Source organism: Nocardia pseudovaccinii, assembly GCF_050942345.1.
GTDB lineage: Bacteria > Actinomycetota > Actinomycetes > Mycobacteriales > Mycobacteriaceae > Nocardia > Nocardia pseudovaccinii.
Genome location: NZ_CP192074.1, coordinates 5,158,885 through 5,175,915 on the forward strand (window position 1 = coordinate 5,158,885; position 17,031 = coordinate 5,175,915).

General features: G+C 64.5%; 18 protein-coding genes. 10 read left to right on the forward strand and 8 right to left on the reverse strand.

Annotation, left to right across the window (positions count from 1 at the left end; genetic code table 11):
* Positions 1–18 precede the first annotated feature (18 nt).
* Together ACQPZ2_RS23370 and ACQPZ2_RS23375 are read left to right on the forward strand one after the other, a co-directional pair.
* Entirely contained in the window at positions 19–1,059 is a 1,041-nt protein-coding gene (locus ACQPZ2_RS23370) for a TIGR03617 family F420-dependent LLM class oxidoreductase (RefSeq protein ID WP_433520398.1), read from the forward strand.
* A gap of 9 nt (positions 1,060–1,068) precedes the next feature.
* Positions 1,069–1,704, forward strand: a complete 636-nt coding sequence (locus ACQPZ2_RS23375; protein WP_433520399.1) for a TetR family transcriptional regulator — start codon at positions 1,069–1,071, stop codon at positions 1,702–1,704.
* Between the two features lie 217 nt (positions 1,705–1,921).
* Here the strand turns inward: ACQPZ2_RS23375 and ACQPZ2_RS23380 are convergent, their stop codons facing one another.
* The 6 genes from ACQPZ2_RS23380 to ACQPZ2_RS23405 form a co-directional block, all read right to left on the reverse strand.
* Positions 1,922–2,692, reverse strand: coding sequence for an SDR family NAD(P)-dependent oxidoreductase (locus ACQPZ2_RS23380; RefSeq protein WP_433520400.1), 771 nt, complete (start codon positions 2,690–2,692; stop codon positions 1,922–1,924).
* 54 nt (positions 2,693–2,746) lie between these two features.
* Positions 2,747–3,508: a crotonase/enoyl-CoA hydratase family protein gene (locus ACQPZ2_RS23385; RefSeq protein ID WP_433520401.1), complete on the reverse strand. Its 762-nt coding sequence runs from the start codon at positions 3,506–3,508 to the stop codon at positions 2,747–2,749.
* Positions 3,509–3,624: 116 nt separating this feature from the next.
* On the reverse strand, positions 3,625–4,803 hold the full coding sequence (locus ACQPZ2_RS23390) for a thiolase family protein (RefSeq protein ID WP_433520402.1): 1,179 nt from the start codon (positions 4,801–4,803) through the stop codon (positions 3,625–3,627).
* Positions 4,804–4,997: 194 nt separating this feature from the next.
* Positions 4,998–5,189, reverse strand: a complete 192-nt coding sequence (locus tag ACQPZ2_RS23395; RefSeq protein WP_433520403.1) for a rubredoxin — start codon at positions 5,187–5,189, stop codon at positions 4,998–5,000.
* Positions 5,186–6,040 carry a mycofactocin-coupled SDR family oxidoreductase gene (locus ACQPZ2_RS23400; RefSeq protein ID WP_433520404.1) on the reverse strand — a complete coding sequence of 285 codons (855 nt, stop codon included), beginning with the start codon at positions 6,038–6,040 and terminating at the stop codon, positions 5,186–5,188. Before ACQPZ2_RS23400 ends, ACQPZ2_RS23395 begins: the two co-directional genes overlap by 4 nt.
* Before the next feature lie 66 nt (positions 6,041–6,106).
* Complete coding sequence (locus ACQPZ2_RS23405) at positions 6,107–7,570, reverse strand: aldehyde dehydrogenase family protein (protein WP_433527501.1); 1,464 nt, start codon at positions 7,568–7,570, stop codon at positions 6,107–6,109.
* Positions 7,571–8,019: 449 nt separating this feature from the next.
* Between ACQPZ2_RS23405 and ACQPZ2_RS23410 the strand changes: the two genes are divergently transcribed.
* The 5 genes from ACQPZ2_RS23410 (at position 8,020) to ACQPZ2_RS23430 (ending at position 12,901) form a co-directional block, all read left to right on the forward strand.
* Positions 8,020–9,240 carry a CaiB/BaiF CoA transferase family protein gene (locus ACQPZ2_RS23410; protein ID WP_433520405.1) on the forward strand — a complete coding sequence of 407 codons (1,221 nt, stop codon included), beginning with the start codon at positions 8,020–8,022 and terminating at the stop codon, positions 9,238–9,240.
* 84 nt (positions 9,241–9,324) lie between these two features.
* Positions 9,325–10,623 (forward strand): amidohydrolase family protein, encoded by a 1,299-nt coding sequence (locus tag ACQPZ2_RS23415; protein WP_433520406.1) that lies wholly within the window; start codon positions 9,325–9,327, stop codon positions 10,621–10,623.
* Positions 10,624–10,626: 3 nt separating this feature from the next.
* Positions 10,627–12,135, forward strand: a complete 1,509-nt coding sequence (locus ACQPZ2_RS23420; RefSeq protein WP_433520407.1) for a class I adenylate-forming enzyme family protein — start codon at positions 10,627–10,629, stop codon at positions 12,133–12,135.
* Positions 12,132–12,431 (forward strand): hypothetical protein, encoded by a 300-nt coding sequence (locus tag ACQPZ2_RS23425; RefSeq protein WP_433520408.1) that lies wholly within the window; start codon positions 12,132–12,134, stop codon positions 12,429–12,431. The genes ACQPZ2_RS23420 and ACQPZ2_RS23425 overlap by 4 nt, the downstream gene beginning before the upstream one ends.
* Before the next feature lie 68 nt (positions 12,432–12,499).
* A complete protein-coding gene (locus ACQPZ2_RS23430; protein ID WP_433520409.1) occupies positions 12,500–12,901 on the forward strand; it encodes a PPOX class F420-dependent oxidoreductase in 402 nt (133 codons plus the stop codon).
* Between the two features lie 88 nt (positions 12,902–12,989).
* Here the strand turns inward: ACQPZ2_RS23430 and ACQPZ2_RS23435 are convergent, their stop codons facing one another.
* Together ACQPZ2_RS23435 and ACQPZ2_RS23440 are read right to left on the reverse strand one after the other, a co-directional pair.
* Positions 12,990–13,373, reverse strand: a complete 384-nt coding sequence (locus ACQPZ2_RS23435; RefSeq protein WP_433520410.1) for a hypothetical protein — start codon at positions 13,371–13,373, stop codon at positions 12,990–12,992.
* An 11-nt stretch (positions 13,374–13,384) separates the two neighbouring features.
* Complete coding sequence (locus tag ACQPZ2_RS23440; RefSeq protein ID WP_433520411.1) at positions 13,385–14,815, reverse strand: hypothetical protein; 1,431 nt, start codon at positions 14,813–14,815, stop codon at positions 13,385–13,387.
* A 497-nt stretch (positions 14,816–15,312) separates the two neighbouring features.
* Here ACQPZ2_RS23440 and ACQPZ2_RS23445 point away from each other — a divergent pair, with 497 nt between their 5' ends.
* From ACQPZ2_RS23445 to ACQPZ2_RS23455, 3 genes are all read left to right on the forward strand, one after another.
* Positions 15,313–15,609: a DUF6968 family protein gene (locus ACQPZ2_RS23445; protein ID WP_063039224.1), complete on the forward strand. Its 297-nt coding sequence runs from the start codon at positions 15,313–15,315 to the stop codon at positions 15,607–15,609.
* Positions 15,610–16,196: 587 nt separating this feature from the next.
* Positions 16,197–16,661, forward strand: coding sequence for a hypothetical protein (locus ACQPZ2_RS23450; protein ID WP_433520412.1), 465 nt, complete (start codon positions 16,197–16,199; stop codon positions 16,659–16,661).
* 63 nt (positions 16,662–16,724) lie between these two features.
* Positions 16,725–17,030 carry a transposase gene (locus tag ACQPZ2_RS23455; RefSeq protein WP_433520413.1) on the forward strand — a complete coding sequence of 102 codons (306 nt, stop codon included), beginning with the start codon at positions 16,725–16,727 and terminating at the stop codon, positions 17,028–17,030.
* Position 17,031: the final 1 nt, after the last annotated feature.

Below are 17,031 nucleotides of genomic sequence, written 5' to 3' on the forward strand. Positions count from 1 at the left end.
TCGAGAGGAACAATTCCGGTGAAAGTGCATTTGCAGGTGGACGGATCACCGACCGAAGTCCGCGACAGCGCCCGTGCGATCGCCGCACTGGGCGCCGATGGAATCTTTTCCTTCGAGGGACAGCACGACGTCTTCTTCCCGCTGGTGCTGGCGGCGGGCGAAACCGATCTGGAACTGATGACCAATGTGGCGATAGCCGGGCCACGCAGTCCGCTGCATCTGGCACACGCCGCATACGACCTGCAGGTATACAGCGGCGGGCGATTTCGGCTCGGCCTGGGGTCACAGGTCCGCGTGCACATCGAAAAGCGTTACGGCAGCCAATGGGGAAAACCGGCGAATCGGATGGCGGAATCGGTCGCCGCGGTCAAGGCGATCTTCGCCGCATGGGAGCGCAAGGCGCCGTTGGACTTTCGCGGCGAGTACTTCACCCACACGCTGATGCCGCCCAACTTCGATCCTGGTCCCAACCCGTTCGGACCACCGCCGGTACTCATGGGCGCCTTGGGGCCGGTGATGACCCGCAGGGCCGCCGAAGTGGCCGACGGCCTGCTGGTCATGCCGTTCAACAGCACCCGGCATTTCGCCGAGCGCACCGTGCCCGCCATTACCGCGGGATTACGGAAGTCGCGGCGGGGGCTGGACCAGTTCCAGGTCATCGCCCAGGCGATGGTTGCGGTCGGGCGCACCGAGGCTAAACTCGCGACGGCCGTCGATCGGGTGGCCTCGCTCATCGCCTTCTATGGATCGACCCCGCCCTACCGTGCGGTTCTGGAAGTGCACGGGTGGGAGCAATTGCAGCCCGAACTCAACGAGCTGTCGAAACAGGGCAAGTACGCCGAGATGCGGGCCTTGATCACCGAGCCGATGGTGCGTGCCTACGGGATCGTCGGCACTCCGGAGGAATGCGCGGACCAGGTTCGAGAGCGCTACGGCGAGTACGCATCCGATGTCTGCTGCTATTTTCCGGGCTATGCGCCCGACAGCGCCGATATCGCCGATCTGGTCGAAGCCCTGCGGTCCATCGCGGGAAATAGCGTGACAGGCGAGCGCACGTAGAATGCAACGATGGCCAAGCCGCTCATACCCGTCGAGTCGATCTACGATCATGCGCTGGCATTGCTGGATGCCGAGGGTACCGCTGCGCTGAGCACGCGGCGGCTGGCCACCGAACTCCGGATCTCGACGCGCACGCTGTATCAGCAGGTCGGCAATCGGGAACAACTCATCCGCGCCCTGGTGGCCCGGCATTTCTCGCTGTTGCGACTGGACTTTCACGAATACGAGGATTGGGAGTCGACGGCACTGCAGTGGTGCCTGTCCCTGCATGACGCATTGCGGGCACACCCGTACCTCACCGAATTGATGACGATCGACGATCGCAATGCGGTTATGGACTATGTCCACGATTTGGTGGATGCCACTCGGCGCGAAGGCTTTCCATTTCGCCTTGCGGTCGAGTGCTGTCGCGCGCTGGCCAATCTCACGATCAATCACACCATCGTGGAGGTTCGCGGCCTGCGTGAACCGAAGCTTTCCGAGGAATCCGCGGCGCGGGTGGATAAAACCGAGAAGAACTTCGCGATGTCGATTCGCTGGCTGCTCGCGGGCGTCCGAGCCGAAGCGCAGTCGAATAGTTCCGAATCCACCGACACCACGCTGGTGGCGCGGCCACCCAAACGGCGCGACAAAGCCGTACGCTGAGGCCGAAATACAACGATCGCCGTCCCATAATTCGGAACGGCGACCGCGATGTGTTCAGAACCTCGCGAACCGTGCTGGTGATCGGCTCGTCGACAGCGTCACGCGAACGTCCGTTCACCTGCGGCGAGGGATCGAGGTGCCACCTACGCAGCCGCGCCTCCGAGCTGCGCGGTGCACCGGGCCGGGCTCCCCCGCTCCCCCACCCATCAGACCCAACTCACCTCGGCTGGAATCGTTGCGCACCATCGATCCGCACGACCTCGCCGTTGATGTACGGGTTTTCCAGCAGGTGCTGAGCGAGCGAGGCGTACTCGTCCGGCGCGCCGAGCCGCTTCGGGAAGGGCACCGACGCGGCGAATTTCGCCAGCCGCTCCTCGCCGAGGAAGTCCATCAGCGGCGTATGGATGGTGCCCGGTGCGATGCTGTTCAACCGGATGCCCACCGAACTGAGATCCCGTGCGCCCGACAAGGTCAGCGAGATCACCCCGCCCTTGGCCGCCGAGTAGGCGGACTGACCGATCTGTCCCTCGTACCCGGCGATCGAGCTCGTCATCACGATCGCGCCGCGCTCGCCGTTCGGCTTGGGGTCCAGCTTCGCGATCCGGGCGGCGGCCAGGCGCAACACGTTGTAGGTGCCGGTGAGATACAACGCGATGGTATCGGCGAAGCCCTTCAGCGTCGCCGGGCTGCCGTCCCGGTTGATGACGCGCTCCAGCACACCGAAACCACCGTGGGCGATAACCGCGTACCGCAGCACACCCAGCTCATCCGCCTTCGCGAGCGCGGCCTCGATGGTTGTGTCATCGAGCACGTCAGTGCGCACATAGGCGACCTTGTTACCGAGTTCATCGGCCAGCGCCGTCGCCTTCTCATCGTTGACGTCGGCGATGACGACGGCGGCGCCCGCACCGTGCAACCGGCGCACCGTGGCATCGCCCAACCCACCGGCACCGCCGGTCACCAGTACAACTTCACCTTCGAACGACACAGCGTCTCCTTACTTCATGGGTCGATTGTGATGCGGCGCGCGAGCCGAAAGCCCTTACGCACCGGTCCATTTGGGGGCGCGCTTCTCCGCGAAGGCCAGCGCCCCCTCCTGCGCGTCCTTCGACTGGAACACCGGAATGACCAGTTCCAGCTGCTTCTGCCACATCTCGTCGGAGGTCCAGTCGCTGGATTTGACCAGGACCTCTTTGGTTTTCGCGACAGCAAGCGGTCCGTTCGCCGTGATCCGCTCGGCCAGGGCCAGTGCTTCCTCGAGCGCTTTACCGGGCTCGGCGAGCACGTTCACCAGGCCGTAGGCCGCGGCCTCCTCGGCCGTGAAATTGTCACCGGTCAGCGCCAGTTCGACGGCCTTCTGATAAGGGATGCGGCGTTGCAGCCGCAGCAGCGCACCACCCGCGGCGACCAAGCCGCGCTTGACCTCGGGCACACCGAATTTCGCGGTTTTCGACGCGACGATCAGATCGGTCGCCAGCACCACCTCCGTGCCACCCGCCAGCGCGTACCCCTCGACCGCGGCGATGATCGGCTTGACCGGCGGCTTTTCGGTGAAGCCGAGGCCACGCCCCGGTACGATCACGATTTCACCGGCCGAGAATGCCTTCAAATCCATTCCCGCACAGAAATTCCCACCGGCGCCGGTCACCACAGCGACCGATAGTTCGGGGCTTTCGTCGAGCTCGTCGACCGCGTCGGCCAGCCCCTGACTGACCGCGGTATTGATCGCATTGCGCGCATCCGGCCGGTTGATCGTGATCACCAGTGTGCGCCCGCGGCGTTCCCGCAGAACCTCATCCGACACCGATAGCCTCCACTCGTTCCAACAGCTTTAGAAATACTTACTATAAGTCATTCAGTATGAGCACCGCGGCCGGTCTCCGGTCCGCACCGAGCGAACCGGAACCCGGCCGAGGGTGGTCAGACCTCCACGATGAGCGCGCCGCCCTGGCCGCCACCCGCGCACATCGCCGCAACGCCGATGCCGCCGCCGCGCCTGCGCAGTTCGTAGAGCAAAGTGGCTACCATGCGTGCACCGGACGCCGAGATCGGATGTCCCAGACTGCATCCGCTGCCCGAGAAGTTCACCAACTCTTCGTCGATTCCGTGCTCGCGCACCGCGGCGATCGGCACCGACGCGAAGGCCTCGTTGATCTCCCACAGCGCCACGTCGGCGGGCTTCAGACCCCCGCGGTCCAGAATCTTGCCGATCACCTTGCCCGCGGCGAGCCCGTTGTCGGCCGGGGTGACGGCGGCATTGGCCCAGGCCCGCACCGTGCCGAGGACCTCGAGCCCCTCGGCGGCGGCATAGTCGTCGCCGACCAGCGTCACCGCCGCCGCGGCGTCGTTGATCCCGCTGCTGTTACCGGCCGTGATCGAGAAGCCCTCGATCTCCGGATGCAGCACCGGCAGGGCCGCCAGCCGTTCCAAAGTGGTATCGCGGCGCGGGAATTCATCGACCGCGAAGTCGATCACCGAGCCATCGAGCTGCTGGATCTTCATCGGCACGATCTCGTCGACGAACTTTCCGGCATCGATCGCGGCAACCGCGCGCTGATGCGACCGCAGTGCCCATGCATCCATCTCCGCGCGGCTGATGCCTGCCTTCTTGGCCGTATTCCAGCCGACGGTGATCGCCATGTCGAGGGTCGGCGCGTCCGGCGTCTCCGGATGCGACGGCGGCATCCACGGTTCGATGAACTCGAGCTCGACTCGGCCCGGCACCCGCCATTTCATTATCGGCGCGGTCGACAGCGACTGCACACCGCCCGCGACGATCACCCGCTCCATTCCCGAGACGATGTGCGCGGCGCCGTTCCCGATCGCGGTGAGACTGCCCGTGCAGTGCCGATTGACCGCCTGGCCCGGCACGGTCAGCATGCCGCTGGCCACGGCGGCATGGCGCGCCAGATCGCCACCGCCATAATTCAATTCGGCGAGTATGACATCGTCGACGGCGGCCGGGTCGATACCGGCCCGCCGGACCGCCTCGGGCAGGATCGTGGTCGCCAGGGTTTCGGAGGGCACATTCGCCAGCGCCCCTTTGAATGATCGTCCGATCGCAGTCCTGACGGCGCTGACGATGACAGGTTTGGCCATATCTCTCAACCTCTGAGCTATCGAGCCGCACCCGAGGGCGCGGCGTTCTCAATTCCTTTTATACACCTTACAGTTAGCCATACAGTACAAGCCGGCATGTCACTACTCACGCGGCACGGCCACCAGCGGTACACCGAATCATCTTGGTATACCTGCTATCTGGACGGGATCGTCCCGCCCCCGACGCGGGACGCTCATCGCGCGACCTCGACCATTTCGAAGTCGGATTTCTCGGCGCCGCAGTCCGGACACGTCCAGTCGTCCGGAATCTCGTCCCACCTCGTGCCGGGCGCAATGCCGTCATCGGGCCAGCCCAGTTCCTCGTCGTATTCGAATCCGCAGATCAGGCAGCGGAACAGCCGGTAGGTGGTCGCCGTCTCGTTCATCGGCCCTTGCCCCATGGTACGGCTTTGACGAAACCGCCCGCATCCACCCGCAATTGGCTGCCGGTGATGTAGCGCGCGTCGTCACCGGCCAGGAAGACAACGAGATTGGAGACGTCCTGCGGTTCGATATAAGGGATGGGCATCGCCTGCATCGCGGGGAATGCCGCCTCGGCGTCCACGCGAGTCGGCGACTCCTTATCGGGCCGGAAGACCTTGTACATGCCCTCGTTGTGCAGCATATCGGTATTCACATTGGTCGGGTGAACAGCGTTTACCCGGATCGACTGCTTCGCCAACTGGATCGACAGATCGTTGACGTAGTGTGCGACAACCTGTTTCGCGAAGCTGTAGGCCGAACCGCCAGGCCCCTGCTTGGTGGAGCTGCCCAGTTGGGCCGCCAGCGATCCGGTCGCAATGATGGACGCTCCGGCACCGAGGTACGGGATGCTGGCCTGGATTACATTGAACACGCCCACCAGATCGGTATCGACGGTATCCGACCACGACCGCATGGTCTGGCCCTTGCCCATCGCGGAGATACCCGCATTGGCCACCACGATGTCGAGCCGACCCAGCGCCTCGACACCCGCCGCGACGGCACTCCAGACCGCGCTGCGTTCTCGCACGTCCACGACCACGGGATGGACGCGGACACCTTCCTTTTCGACCAGCCGGGCCGTCTCCTCCAGATCCTCCGGACGGGCCAGCGGGTAGGTATTCCCCTCGAGGTCGGCACAGATATCCAGCGCGATGATGCTCGCACCCGCGGCGGCCAGATTGACCGCGTGCGAACGTCCCTGCCCGCGCGCGGCACCCGATATCACCGCGACCTTGTTGTCCAATTTCCCCACGGGTTACACCCTTTCCGTCTTCAGTGGTGGGCCGCGCGCCGCAGTGGCCACGGCGTCGCGAATTGTTCAGTGCCGCCTCGGAATTCGACTGCCGATGGTCTTGGTCTCCAGGTACTGCTGGAAACCCTCCAGGCCGCACTGGCGGCCGACGCCGCTGTTCTTGTAGCCGCCGAAGGGGGCGTCGGCGCCGTAGAACATGCCCCCGTTGACACCGATCGCGCCGGTCCGGATGCGCCGCGCGATACCCATCCCCCGCTCCAGCGACCCCGAGAGCACCGCGCCCGCAAGACCGTAGGCGCTGTTGTTGGCGACGCGTACGGCCTCCTCGTCATCGGAGAACGGCATCAGCACCAGGACCGGGCCGAAGATCTCTTCCTGGGCGATCGGCAGGCTCGGATCGTCGCAGACGAATACCGTCGGTTGGACGAAATAGCCATCGGTCAGCGGGGACGGCAGATTCTGCACCGCCGCACCACCGGTGATCAGGTGCGCGCCGTCGACCGTCGCGCGCGTGCACGCATCCAGAACGCGGCTGCGCTGCGCCGCGCTGATCACCGGCCCCACCAGGGTTTCCGGTAACGCCGGATCACCCACCGGCACCGCATCGAACGCCGCGGCCACGCTCGCGACCATCTCGTCGAACTTCGACCGGTGCACCAGCATCCGGCTGGTCGCGGCGCACGCCTGACCCGCGTGCACGCAGACACCGACCGCGCTGCGCAGCGCCGCCGCCGGGTCGGCGTCGTCCAATACGATCAGCGCCGACTTGCCGCCCAGCTCGAGAAATGTCCGCTTCATGGTGTCCGCGCCCAGCCGCATGAGCGTGCGCCCGACCGCCGTCGACCCGGTGAACGAGATCATGTCCACCCGTGGATCGGTCGCCAGCAATCCGGCGACCTCGTTGGACGGCGTTGGGACGACACTGACGACCCCCGGCGGAAAGTCGGTGGCCTCGGCGATCAGCCGTCCGAGTCGGGTGGCATGCCACGGCGTATTCGGATCGGGCTTGAGCACCACCGTATTTCCCGCCGCCAGCGCGGGACCGAGTTTATTGAGCGCGACCTCGAGTGGGAAATTCGACGGGCAGATCGCCGCGACCACACCCACCGGTTCCTGAATCACAGTGCGCGCGTTGCGATCACCGAACAGACCGCCGCCTTCGAGCACGCGCTCCCAGCCGAACTCGTCGATCAGCCGCGACGGATAGCGCAGGGACTCCGCCAGCGGCCAGTCCAGTTGCGCATTGCGCAGCGTCATCACCGGAGCTCCGGCCTCGGCGACGAGTTCCTCACCCAGCTCATGCTTTTCGGCCTCGAGGGCCTGCTGCAGTTGGTCCAGGCAGCGCTGCCGCAGCGCCCGATTCGTCGACCAGTCGGTTTCATCGAAGGCCCGGCGCGCGGCCGCGATGGCCCGCAGCATATCCGCCGAACCCGCCGCAGCCGTGCTACCGAGCACGTTGCCGGTGGCGGGACTGATGTTGTCGAACGCGGCACCCGAGGCCGCCGCGACCAGCTCGCCGTCGATCAGCATCCGGAATTCGGCTCGCTCGGCGGCGCGGCGACCCAATTCGACGATGGGCGCCGCCGCCTCCCCGACGATCTCGCTCACGACTCCACCTCGCTGACGCTCGGCTCCGCCGTGCGCGAAGGCGCACTGTGCTGATGGTTCACTCGCTGACGCTCGCTCACGACTCCACCTCGCAGGCGCTCGGCTCCGCCGTGCGCCACCGCACGCTGCGCTGGATGGTTCGCTCGCTGCGCTCCCTCACATGTCCTCCTGATCGTCGGGCAGCAGTTACCGAGCGTCATCGCCTCGGCGCGCGGCAGGCGGTGAGCTCCGGGTGCGCGGGAAGCAACGCTGATCCCCTTCGGACGACGTTGTCCGAGACCCGCCCGGGATTGTCCATCCTGGATGCTCAACTGTAAGCATTACCGTATATTACTTCCAGACGGTGAGCAATCGCAGGAAAGGGAGCTGCTATGTCGGGTCTGCTCAATGGCGTCCGAGTAGTCGAACTGGCGTCGTGGACGTATGTGCCCAGCGCCGGTGCCGCACTGGCGGATTGGGGCGCGGATGTGATCAAGATCGAGGACACCAGGGGCGGCGATCCATGTCGTGCCCTGGTCGTCGGCGGTCTGGATCCCGCGCGCTCGCCGGTGCGGGCCAACTACATGATGGAACTCGGCAACCACGGCAAGCGCAGCATCGGCGTGGATATCAAATCCGAGCGCGGACACGAGATCCTCGGCAAGCTGATCGCGAATGCCGATGTGTTCCTGACCAATTGGCTGCCAGGGCCGCTCGAACGCGCCGGTTTGTCCGTCGAACGAATTCGCGAATTCAATCCGAGGATCATCATCGCCCGGGGCAGCGGCCACGGCAGCCGCGGACCCGAACGCGAGCGCGGCGGATTCGACGGTGCCAGCTATCTGGCGCGCGCCGGTGCCGCCTACGCTCTCACCCCGCCCGACGCCGAGTATCCGGTGGCCCAAGGACCAGCCTTCGGCGATCTCCAGGGCGGCATTACCCTGGCGGGCGGCGTCACGGCGGCGCTGTTCCACCGGGAGCGCACCGGACACGCCCCGATCGTCGACAGTTCACTGCTGGCCCAGGGCATGTGGGCCGTGGCCCCGGATATCGCGGCGGCCGATTACTACGATATCGACCGGATTCCGCCGAACCCGGCGGGCACCGCACTCAATCCCGCCGTCAACCGGTACAAGACGCGCGACGGCCGCTGGGTGCAGATGATGCTGCTGCAGGCGGACCGCTATTGGCAGGGATTCTGCGAGCGCATCGGCCGGGCCGATATGGCCACCGACGAACGGTTCGTTCCGCTGGCGAATCTGGTCGTCAACCACGAAGCCGCGACGGTCGAGCTCCGCGAGACTTTCGCCCAACGCGATCTCGCCGAATGGCAGAAGATCCTGGCCGACGAGCCGGGCGTATGGGCCACCATCGCCAGCCCGCAGGAAGTGCTCGCCGACCCCCAGGTGGCCGCCAATGGCTATCTGATGACATTGACCGACAGCGCCGGTAAGTCCTACCGAACCGTCAGCGCCCCAGTGCAATTCGATGAGACACCGGCGCCGCCGAGCCGCTCGCCGGAGTACGGCGAGCACACCGAGACCATCCTGCTCGAACTCGGCATGAATTGGGACGAGATCGTCGCCGCCAAAGATGCGGGCGCGGTCCTCTGAACCGGATCCCGTCGGCGATCCCGCGAGGCCCTGCCATGGGCTATATTGTAAACCATACTGTAATATCCACGAAGGAGTGTGGACATGGACAAGAACGACATGATTCTGATCAGCGTCGATGACCACATCATCGAACCGCCGGACATGTTCGAAAACCACCTGCCGAAGAAGTACGCCGCCGACGCGCCGCGGTTGATACACACCGACGACGGCGCCGACATGTGGAAGTTCCGCGACATCGTGGTTCCCAATGTGGCGCTCAATGCGGTGGCGGGGCGACCGAAGGAAGAGTACGGGCTCGAACCCGAAGGGCTGGACGAGATCCGGCCCGGCTGCTTCGACGTCGATGAGCGCGTCAAGGATATGAACGCGGGCGGCATTCTGGCGTCGATGAACTTCCCGTCGTTCCCGGGCTTCGCGGCGCGGCTGTTCGCCACCGACGATTCGGACTTCTCGCTGGCCCTGGTGCGGGCCTACAACGACTGGCACATCGATGAGTGGTGCGGCGCCTACCCCGGGCGCTTCATTCCCATGGCGCTGCCGGTGATCTGGGATGCCGAACTGTGCGCCGCGGAAGTGCGCCGGTGCGCGGACAAGGGTGTGCATTCGCTGACGTTCACGGAGAACCCGGCGGCATTGGGCTACCCCAGTTTCCACGACCCGTACTGGAATCCGCTGTGGCAGGCCCTGGTCGACACCGATACCGTATGCAGCGTCCACATCGGATCATCGGGACGGCTCTCGATTCCCGCGGTCGACTCGCCGCCGGATGTGATGATCACGCTGCAGCCGATGAATATCGTGCAGGCCGCCGCGGACCTGTTGTGGTCCAGGCCCGTCAAGGACTATCCGGATCTCAAGATCGCACTGTCCGAGGGCGGCACCGGCTGGATTCCGTACTTCCTGGAACGCGTCGACCGCACCTTCGAAATGCATTCGACGTGGACCATGCAGGATTTCGGCGGCAAGCTGCCGTCCGAGGTTTTCCGTGACCACTTCCTGACCTGTTTCATCAGTGATCCGATCGGTGTGCGATTGCGCAACGAGATCGGCATCGACAACATCTCGTGGGAAGCCGATTACCCGCACAGCGACTCGATGTGGCCCGATGCTCCGGAGGCACTGCACGAGGTGCTGCAGCGCGAGCAGGTGCCCGATGACGAGATCGACAAGATGACCCACCTGAACGCCATGCGCTGGTACTCCTTCGACCCGTTCGCCCATGTGCCGAGGGAGAAGGCCACCGTCGGCGCGTTGCGCGCGGCCGCCGGGGACCACGATGTCAGCATTCAGGCTCGCAGCCACAAGTCGACCGCGGCGGAGGAGAAGCTGCGGCAGTTCCAGGCGCAGATCAAAGCCGCGACCGCCCAGAACGCGGGCTGAGGTTTGAGCATCGCGCTATTGCTCGACATGGTCGAGGCCGACGATCCCGATCGCCTCGCGGTGGTATCCGGCGCTGTTCGGGTCACCACCGCGGAACTGGATGCGATGGCCCGCGGCGCGGCGGGACTGATCGGTTCGTCGGGCGTCGGACACGTCGCATACGTCGGCACCGGTGGCGTCATGGTGCCTCTGTTGCTGTTCGGCTCCGCCCGAGCCGGAAGGGCCTTCACTCCGCTGAACTACCGTCTCAGCGCCTCGGCGCTGCGTGAGCTGATCGACCGGTTGCCCGCGCCGCTGGTGGTGGTCGACGCCGAATACGCCGAAGCGGTCGAAGGTTCGGGCAAACAGGTCATCGACACCGATCTGTTCCTCGCCGCCACGCGGGCCGCGGCATCGGACAGCGAGATCGTCGAGGCAGCACCCGAAGACGTCGCGGTCATACTGTTCACCTCCGGCACGACCGCACGTCCCAAGGCGGTAGAGCTGACCCATGCCAACCTGATCAGCTACGTCATGGGCACCGTCGACTTCGGCTCGGCCGAGCCCGGCGACGCCGCGCTGATCTGTGTGCCGCCGTATCACATCGCGGGCGTCGGCGCGGCACTGTCGAATCTCTATGCGGGACGAAAAATGGTGTACCTCAGGCAGTTCGAGCCACGGGAGTGGATCCGGCTGGTCAACGACGAGCAGATCACCAACGCCACCGTGGTGCCGACGATGCTCGATCGGATCGTCAGCACGCTGGAGGGCGCGCCGGTGACACTGCCGACCCTGCGTACCCTCGCCTACGGCGGTTCGAAGGCGCCACTGCCGCTCGTGCGCAAGACCCTCGAGCTGCTGCCCGATGTCGGCTTGGCGAATGCCTACGGCCTGACCGAGACCAGTTCGACCATCGCGGTACTCACCCCCGAAGATCACCAGAACGCTCATCACGCCGACGATCCCGCCGTCGCGAAACGGCTCGGCTCGGTCGGCCGCGCGGTCCCCGGCATCGAACTGCAGATCCGTGCCGAAGACGGCACTATCGCCGCCCCGGGCGCGACCGGCGCGCTGTTCGTCCGCGGCCCGCAGGTGTCAGGCGCCTACACCGATGTCGGCTCGGTGCTCGACGGCGAAGGCTGGTTCCCCACCAACGATCTCGCCACCCTCGATGAAGACGGCTACCTGTTCCTCGGCGGCCGCGGCGACGACACCATCATCCGGGGCGGTGAGAACATCGCACCGGCCGAACTGGAGGATGTGCTCGTCGAACACCCGCACGTCCACGAGACCGCAGTGGTCGGCGTCCCCGACCCGCAATGGGGCCAGATCATCGTCGCGGTGGTCGTCCCGGCACCCAACTGCGACCCGGAACCGGAAGTGCTGCGCGATCACGTCCGCGCCAACCTACGCGGGTCGCGAACACCGGACCGCATCGTATTCCGCGATCAGCTGCCCACCACACCGACCGGAAAAGTGCTGCGGCGCAACCTGATCGAAGAACTCACCCCGACCATCGAGGAAGCATCGTGATCAACAGTGGCGCCCGGCTGGAAAGTCAGGTCTGCGAAACCCAGGTGATCGTCATCAGAGCCACCGACGCTCTCGACGGACTGCGCTGCGGCGGCGCTCCCATGGTGCCGGTCGGAGCCGAGAAGACGACCGCCGATCTCGACCCGCGTTTCGCCGACGGCACCGCGCTCGGAAAACGGTACGTCCACGAGACGGGAGCCGAAATCCTCGTCACCCGACCGGGATCCGGCACGCTCGCGGTGCACGACATCCCCTTGGAGCTCAAGCAGGCCAAAGCTCTGCCGTCCAGCGACTGACGCGCAGGAGCAATCGTGCACCCAAGGATGGCGTGATCGCTGCCGAGGCATCCCGCTACGCTTCATCGGTGACTTTCACTACGAACGAGCAGCAGTTCCTCGCGGAGGCCGGGATCGGTCGGCTCGCCACGGTATCGCCCGACGGCGTTGTGCAGAACAACCCGACCAGCTATCGGGTGAATGCCGACGGCACCATCGACATCGGCGGTATGCGCATGCAGAACAGCCGCAAGTACCGCAACGTCGAGGCGGGCAGTCGGGTGTCGTTCGTCGTCGACCAGCAGGTCTCGTTGGAGCCGTACGTTATTCGCGGCATCGAGGTGCGCGGCACGGCCGAGGCGCTCGACGACCAGGAGCCGCCGTTCCCACCCCAGGAGCGCGCGATCATTCGGATCCATCCCGACCGGATCATCTCCTGGGGCATCGACGGCGGCTCCTTCGATTTCACCAGCCGCACGCCCAACAACTGATTCGAAGGCCGCCAGGCGTCGGCGACTTCGTCGGCGCCTGTGAAGTCGTTGGGCGAGAGAACCTTTCGCCGAACGATGGAGAAGGAGCCTACGACTTGGACGCCGTCACATCGTGCTCGATCGCCTCGAAGACGCCGATATCGGTCTTCTGCTGCCACTCCGGCAGTTGATCCCAAGGCGCGATGTAGCCCGGTTTCGGATCCGGGATACGCGCCAGAATTTGTCCGATCCAGCAGATCGCGACAAATTGCCCTTTCAACTCTGGGTTCAAACGGGTCGCGGCGCCATCGGTGAGCTTGATGAAGTCGACCACTTGACGGTAGACCGCCGCCGCACTGGCACGCTCCCAGTCCGGCGTGTTCTCCCACGGCGTGATGTAGCTGTCCTTCGGCTTACCGGGGTAATGCGTGGTAACGCCAGTGATCCAGGCTTCGCGAAAGACCTTGCCGCCGTGATCGTTGTCGCTGCTCACAGTGCTCCTCATCAGTGTGTGGGTGACGTTGCCAGCCTAGTTATTTCACGCTCCAGGTGGGCCACATGACGATCAGCCTCTAGTTCCGCCAGATGCGGCCGCAACTGCCCGAGCCGACGCCCGAGGTATCCAGACCGGGTGCGACGAGCAATGTCGACACTCGCACTGCCATACGACACCGTTTGCACTGGATCGCCACGGAGCGCCCCGGCCGCGGCCAAGTCGACGAGCACACTGGCCCGGCGTCGTGTAGACAGCGGACGCTCTAGAAGCGGCGTCAGGATCCGTTCGGCCGGTTCCGGTTGGCCAAGCTGAATCAGGCAGCTGGCTTGCTCTTCATCGATGCGTTCGCCCGAGAAGCGCAACCAGCCCAGCGACGGCGTTTCCGCCAAGTCGAGCACACCCCGCGCCGTGTCGAATGCCCGCTGGCACTTGTTGGCCTCACCACGCCCCGCCTGAACCTGGGCACGAACACTCTCGACCCAATAGCGCGTTGGGAGAAGACTGTCGCCCCGACGAGCCACCTCGGCCGCCTCCTCCACCAGCGGCAGAGCATCATCAAATCTGTTGTCGAAAATGCCGATGTAAGCATGGCGCGTCAACGCGCAGGCCCACAGATCGTGGGCGCGAGCGTTGGCCGCGAATGTGCCGGACAAGGCATAGCAGTGGGCAGCTTCCGTCAAGTGGTTGCCGTCGAGCAAAATTTCGCCGGTCAGTTGGAGAGCGTCAGCGATCAGTTCGAGCTGACGACGGCCGAGCTTGGCGCTATGGGGACTGCGGAGCCCGTCAACCAGGACGGTCAGGTGTTCACGAGCAGCACTGAAGATCGCCGCCTTCGTCTCCGCCTCGCCGTAGTTCTTCCAGAGCAACCGATTGAGGCTGGCGTACTGATCGAGGACGCCAGCGTCGACATGGCCCGACGCCACCGTGAACTGCACGCGATCCCAGTCGACAACCACCGGCGTGACAAGCGCGGTTGTGGCGATGCTGAGGAGCCGCAACAGTTCGCGTCGGTTCATGTCCGTAATCTCCGTGGGGTAGTCACCGCCGGGTATGGCGGGGTGGCTGTCCTCCACAGTAGTCGGCACGGTCGTACCAACAAACGGGCTGGTCGGGTTTCGAGGCGGATCGTGGCTGGTCAGCTGATGTTTTGTCGCTTCCTTTCGGCGGAGCGCTTGGTGCCGCTCTCGCCAGGAGGCTTCGCCCTCGACCAAAATTTGCTCGAACCGGGCACGATCGTCAACCGTCGCACGCTGGTCAAGCGTGGTGTCGAGAATCGCCTGAGTGTTTGAACGCGGCTTGACCGCACCCAAACCCGTCCGCCAGTTGATAACCGTGGTGGTCTCGATGCCGAGTAGCACGGCAAAATCGCGGACTGATCGCCGCATAGCTTCCTGCAGCGCCGCCGCCTCGAACCCGGTCCACTCCCGCCCTCTCACCATGGCCCCACCTACGTTACGTCGCCTGACCTGGGCAAACACACACGGTAGCCAAACACTACCCCACCGATACACGATCGCGCCGAAAACGCCCGCACCGCGACCCTTAGGAGGTAACACCGACAGCTCTCGAAGGGGGATTTCCCATGCTTCGCAACATCTTTCGCGTCTGTCTCCTGGCCACAGCTCTGACCGGATCGGTACTCATTGGCATCGGGGACGGATCGGCCACACCAACGCCTGCCCACTGTACTGCCACGGTCGTGGTGCATACCGGTGTGCCGGAATCCGTCAAAAAGTGGTGCGAGCACCAGTATTACGACGAACTCATCCCCGGCTGTCAAGCGCGCTTCAGCACCTCGGATAGGCGGCGAGAGTGCTACGAACTGATAGCCCAGTGGTACGCCGATTGCCTTGCAGGCAAACACAATCCCTTCCGTTGGGCCACACTCACGCTGCCGTATGCCACGCTGCCCCCACAGACGGCATAGGATTGTCAGATGCCGATCAGCTGGGAGTTGGGCGAGCCGATTGCCGTCCGAACACTGCATCGAGGCGACGAACCTGTCACGGTCGAGATCGGTTCGCCGCAGTCGTATCTGGAGAGCGAGGATTATTTCTGCCCTTTCCGGATCAGCGGAAAAGAGCTGCTGGAGGAGGGCTACACGGTCGGGGTCGATTCCGTCCAGGCACTCACGTTGACGCTGGCGCGAATTGGCGATGTGCTGGCCGCCAGCGGTGACGCATTCACCTTCGTCGGCAGTTCGGATCTAGGATTTCCTCGCACTGCGCGGTAGTCCACACCGACGCACAACGCGAGCCCGCCAGCTGTATAGCTGGCGGGCTTTTCCATGTCGCAGGCCGCCTTGCGCCAAATAAGTTGCGTACGTTGGGTAATTCCAATCGTCGACCATAGCGTTGAATTGAGAATTAACCGTCTGAACTGGGAAAATGCGGTCATTACCCCAACGGTACCCCACCGCTATACGATCGCGCCGAAATCAGCCCAACAGGCACGGTTAGACCTGTACCCGGTACCAAGTCGACGCCGTTTTTCCTGAGGCGGCGCACCTTCCCCAGAGAGCTGGGGAAGGTGGCGAAAGCCCTTGGTGCCGGGTGCCTTTGCCCCCGCCGCGTCAGTTGAAAGGCGCATCACCGATGCCATTCAATATCTTCTCTATCCACCAGTGTGCCGCTCAGGCCGAGCAAGTAAGTCATCAGGTACCAGACAGCTTTTGCGTTTCCGAGGTGCAGCGCATGATGCAATTTCATGTCAACTGCCGCGCCAAGCGCTGCCCGAGAAAGGCTGCCGCACTTCGGGCTTTGGTGACAGCCTGCTGCGCCGTTCCCTTCGCAAGCAAACCGCGGTAAGGGACAGTCCACCATGACGGTTGATGTGATGCTCCCCAATGCGGAACAACTGCACAAGGCATTTCGCGGAGAGGGCAACGCAGCGCTGACGAGTGTGATCGACGCAGCCTCGCGGATGATCCCGATCCATCACAAGCGCAAGGAAGCGATCCGACGAATGCAGCAGCCGGACGGCATGTCCGGCAATGAACTTCGCCGAGCTGTCGGCGACTTCACTGCAGCAGAATCTTCCCTCGCCTCTCTCGCCACGGCCATTGACCGCTCAGTCGCCACCGCCCTACAGGGGCGCCAGCATGTATCAGGCGTCTGGCATACCGAGACCGTTGGCCTCGTCATTTCCCGAATGGCCGAACTGTGGTTGAGCTACATCAACAGTCAGGCGCATGAAGACGCCTTCCGGGTCGCGCGGATGAGCGACGCCTACAACTGCCTGATTACGGAGCTTGCCGAGGGCAGACGCCTGCCACCGGATATGTGAGGTTCCCCCACTTTCTTGGAGAGCTCCAAGCTGTGGTCCGATTGGACCGGAAGGAGTTCATCAGTGGCGGCACCGAAGAAGTACCCCGACGAGTTGAAGGCGCGGGCGGTCAGGCTGTATCGGGAGTCGGATCCTAAGCCGACGATTCGGAAGCTGGCGGCGCAGTTGGGGGTGCATCACGAGGCGTTGCGGCACTGGATCCGCCAGGCCGAGGCTGATGTCGGCGAACGGCATGACCGGCCGACGACCGATATGGTCGAAGAGAACAAACAGTTGAAGAAGCGCGTCGCTGAGCTCGAGCGGGTCAACGCGGTATTGCGTTCTGCGAGTGCGTATTTCGCCTCGGAGCTCGACCAGACCCGGAGGTGAT

Excerpts from the sequence above, each read along its gene's own strand:
- ACQPZ2_RS23405 (WP_433527501.1), bottom strand. The coding sequence starts at position 7,570 with ATGCTGATCGACGGCGAGCTGGTCGCGGCGGCCTCGGGTGCCGCGTTC.
- ACQPZ2_RS23395 (WP_433520403.1), bottom strand. The coding sequence starts at position 5,189 with ATGAACGAGACGGCGACCACCTACCGGCTGTTCCGCTGCCTGATCTGC.
- ACQPZ2_RS23375 (WP_433520399.1), top strand. The coding sequence starts at position 1,069 with ATGGCCAAGCCGCTCATACCCGTCGAGTCGATCTACGATCATGCGCTG.
- ACQPZ2_RS23450 (WP_433520412.1), top strand. The coding sequence starts at position 16,197 with ATGACGGTTGATGTGATGCTCCCCAATGCGGAACAACTGCACAAGGCA.
- ACQPZ2_RS23415 (WP_433520406.1), top strand. The coding sequence starts at position 9,325 with ATGGACAAGAACGACATGATTCTGATCAGCGTCGATGACCACATCATC.
- ACQPZ2_RS23445 (WP_063039224.1), top strand. The coding sequence starts at position 15,313 with ATGCCGATCAGCTGGGAGTTGGGCGAGCCGATTGCCGTCCGAACACTG.
- ACQPZ2_RS23410 (WP_433520405.1), top strand. The coding sequence starts at position 8,020 with ATGTCGGGTCTGCTCAATGGCGTCCGAGTAGTCGAACTGGCGTCGTGG.
- ACQPZ2_RS23390 (WP_433520402.1), bottom strand. The coding sequence starts at position 4,803 with ATGGCCAAACCTGTCATCGTCAGCGCCGTCAGGACTGCGATCGGACGA.
- ACQPZ2_RS23440 (WP_433520411.1), bottom strand. The coding sequence starts at position 14,815 with ATGGTGAGAGGGCGGGAGTGGACCGGGTTCGAGGCGGCGGCGCTGCAG.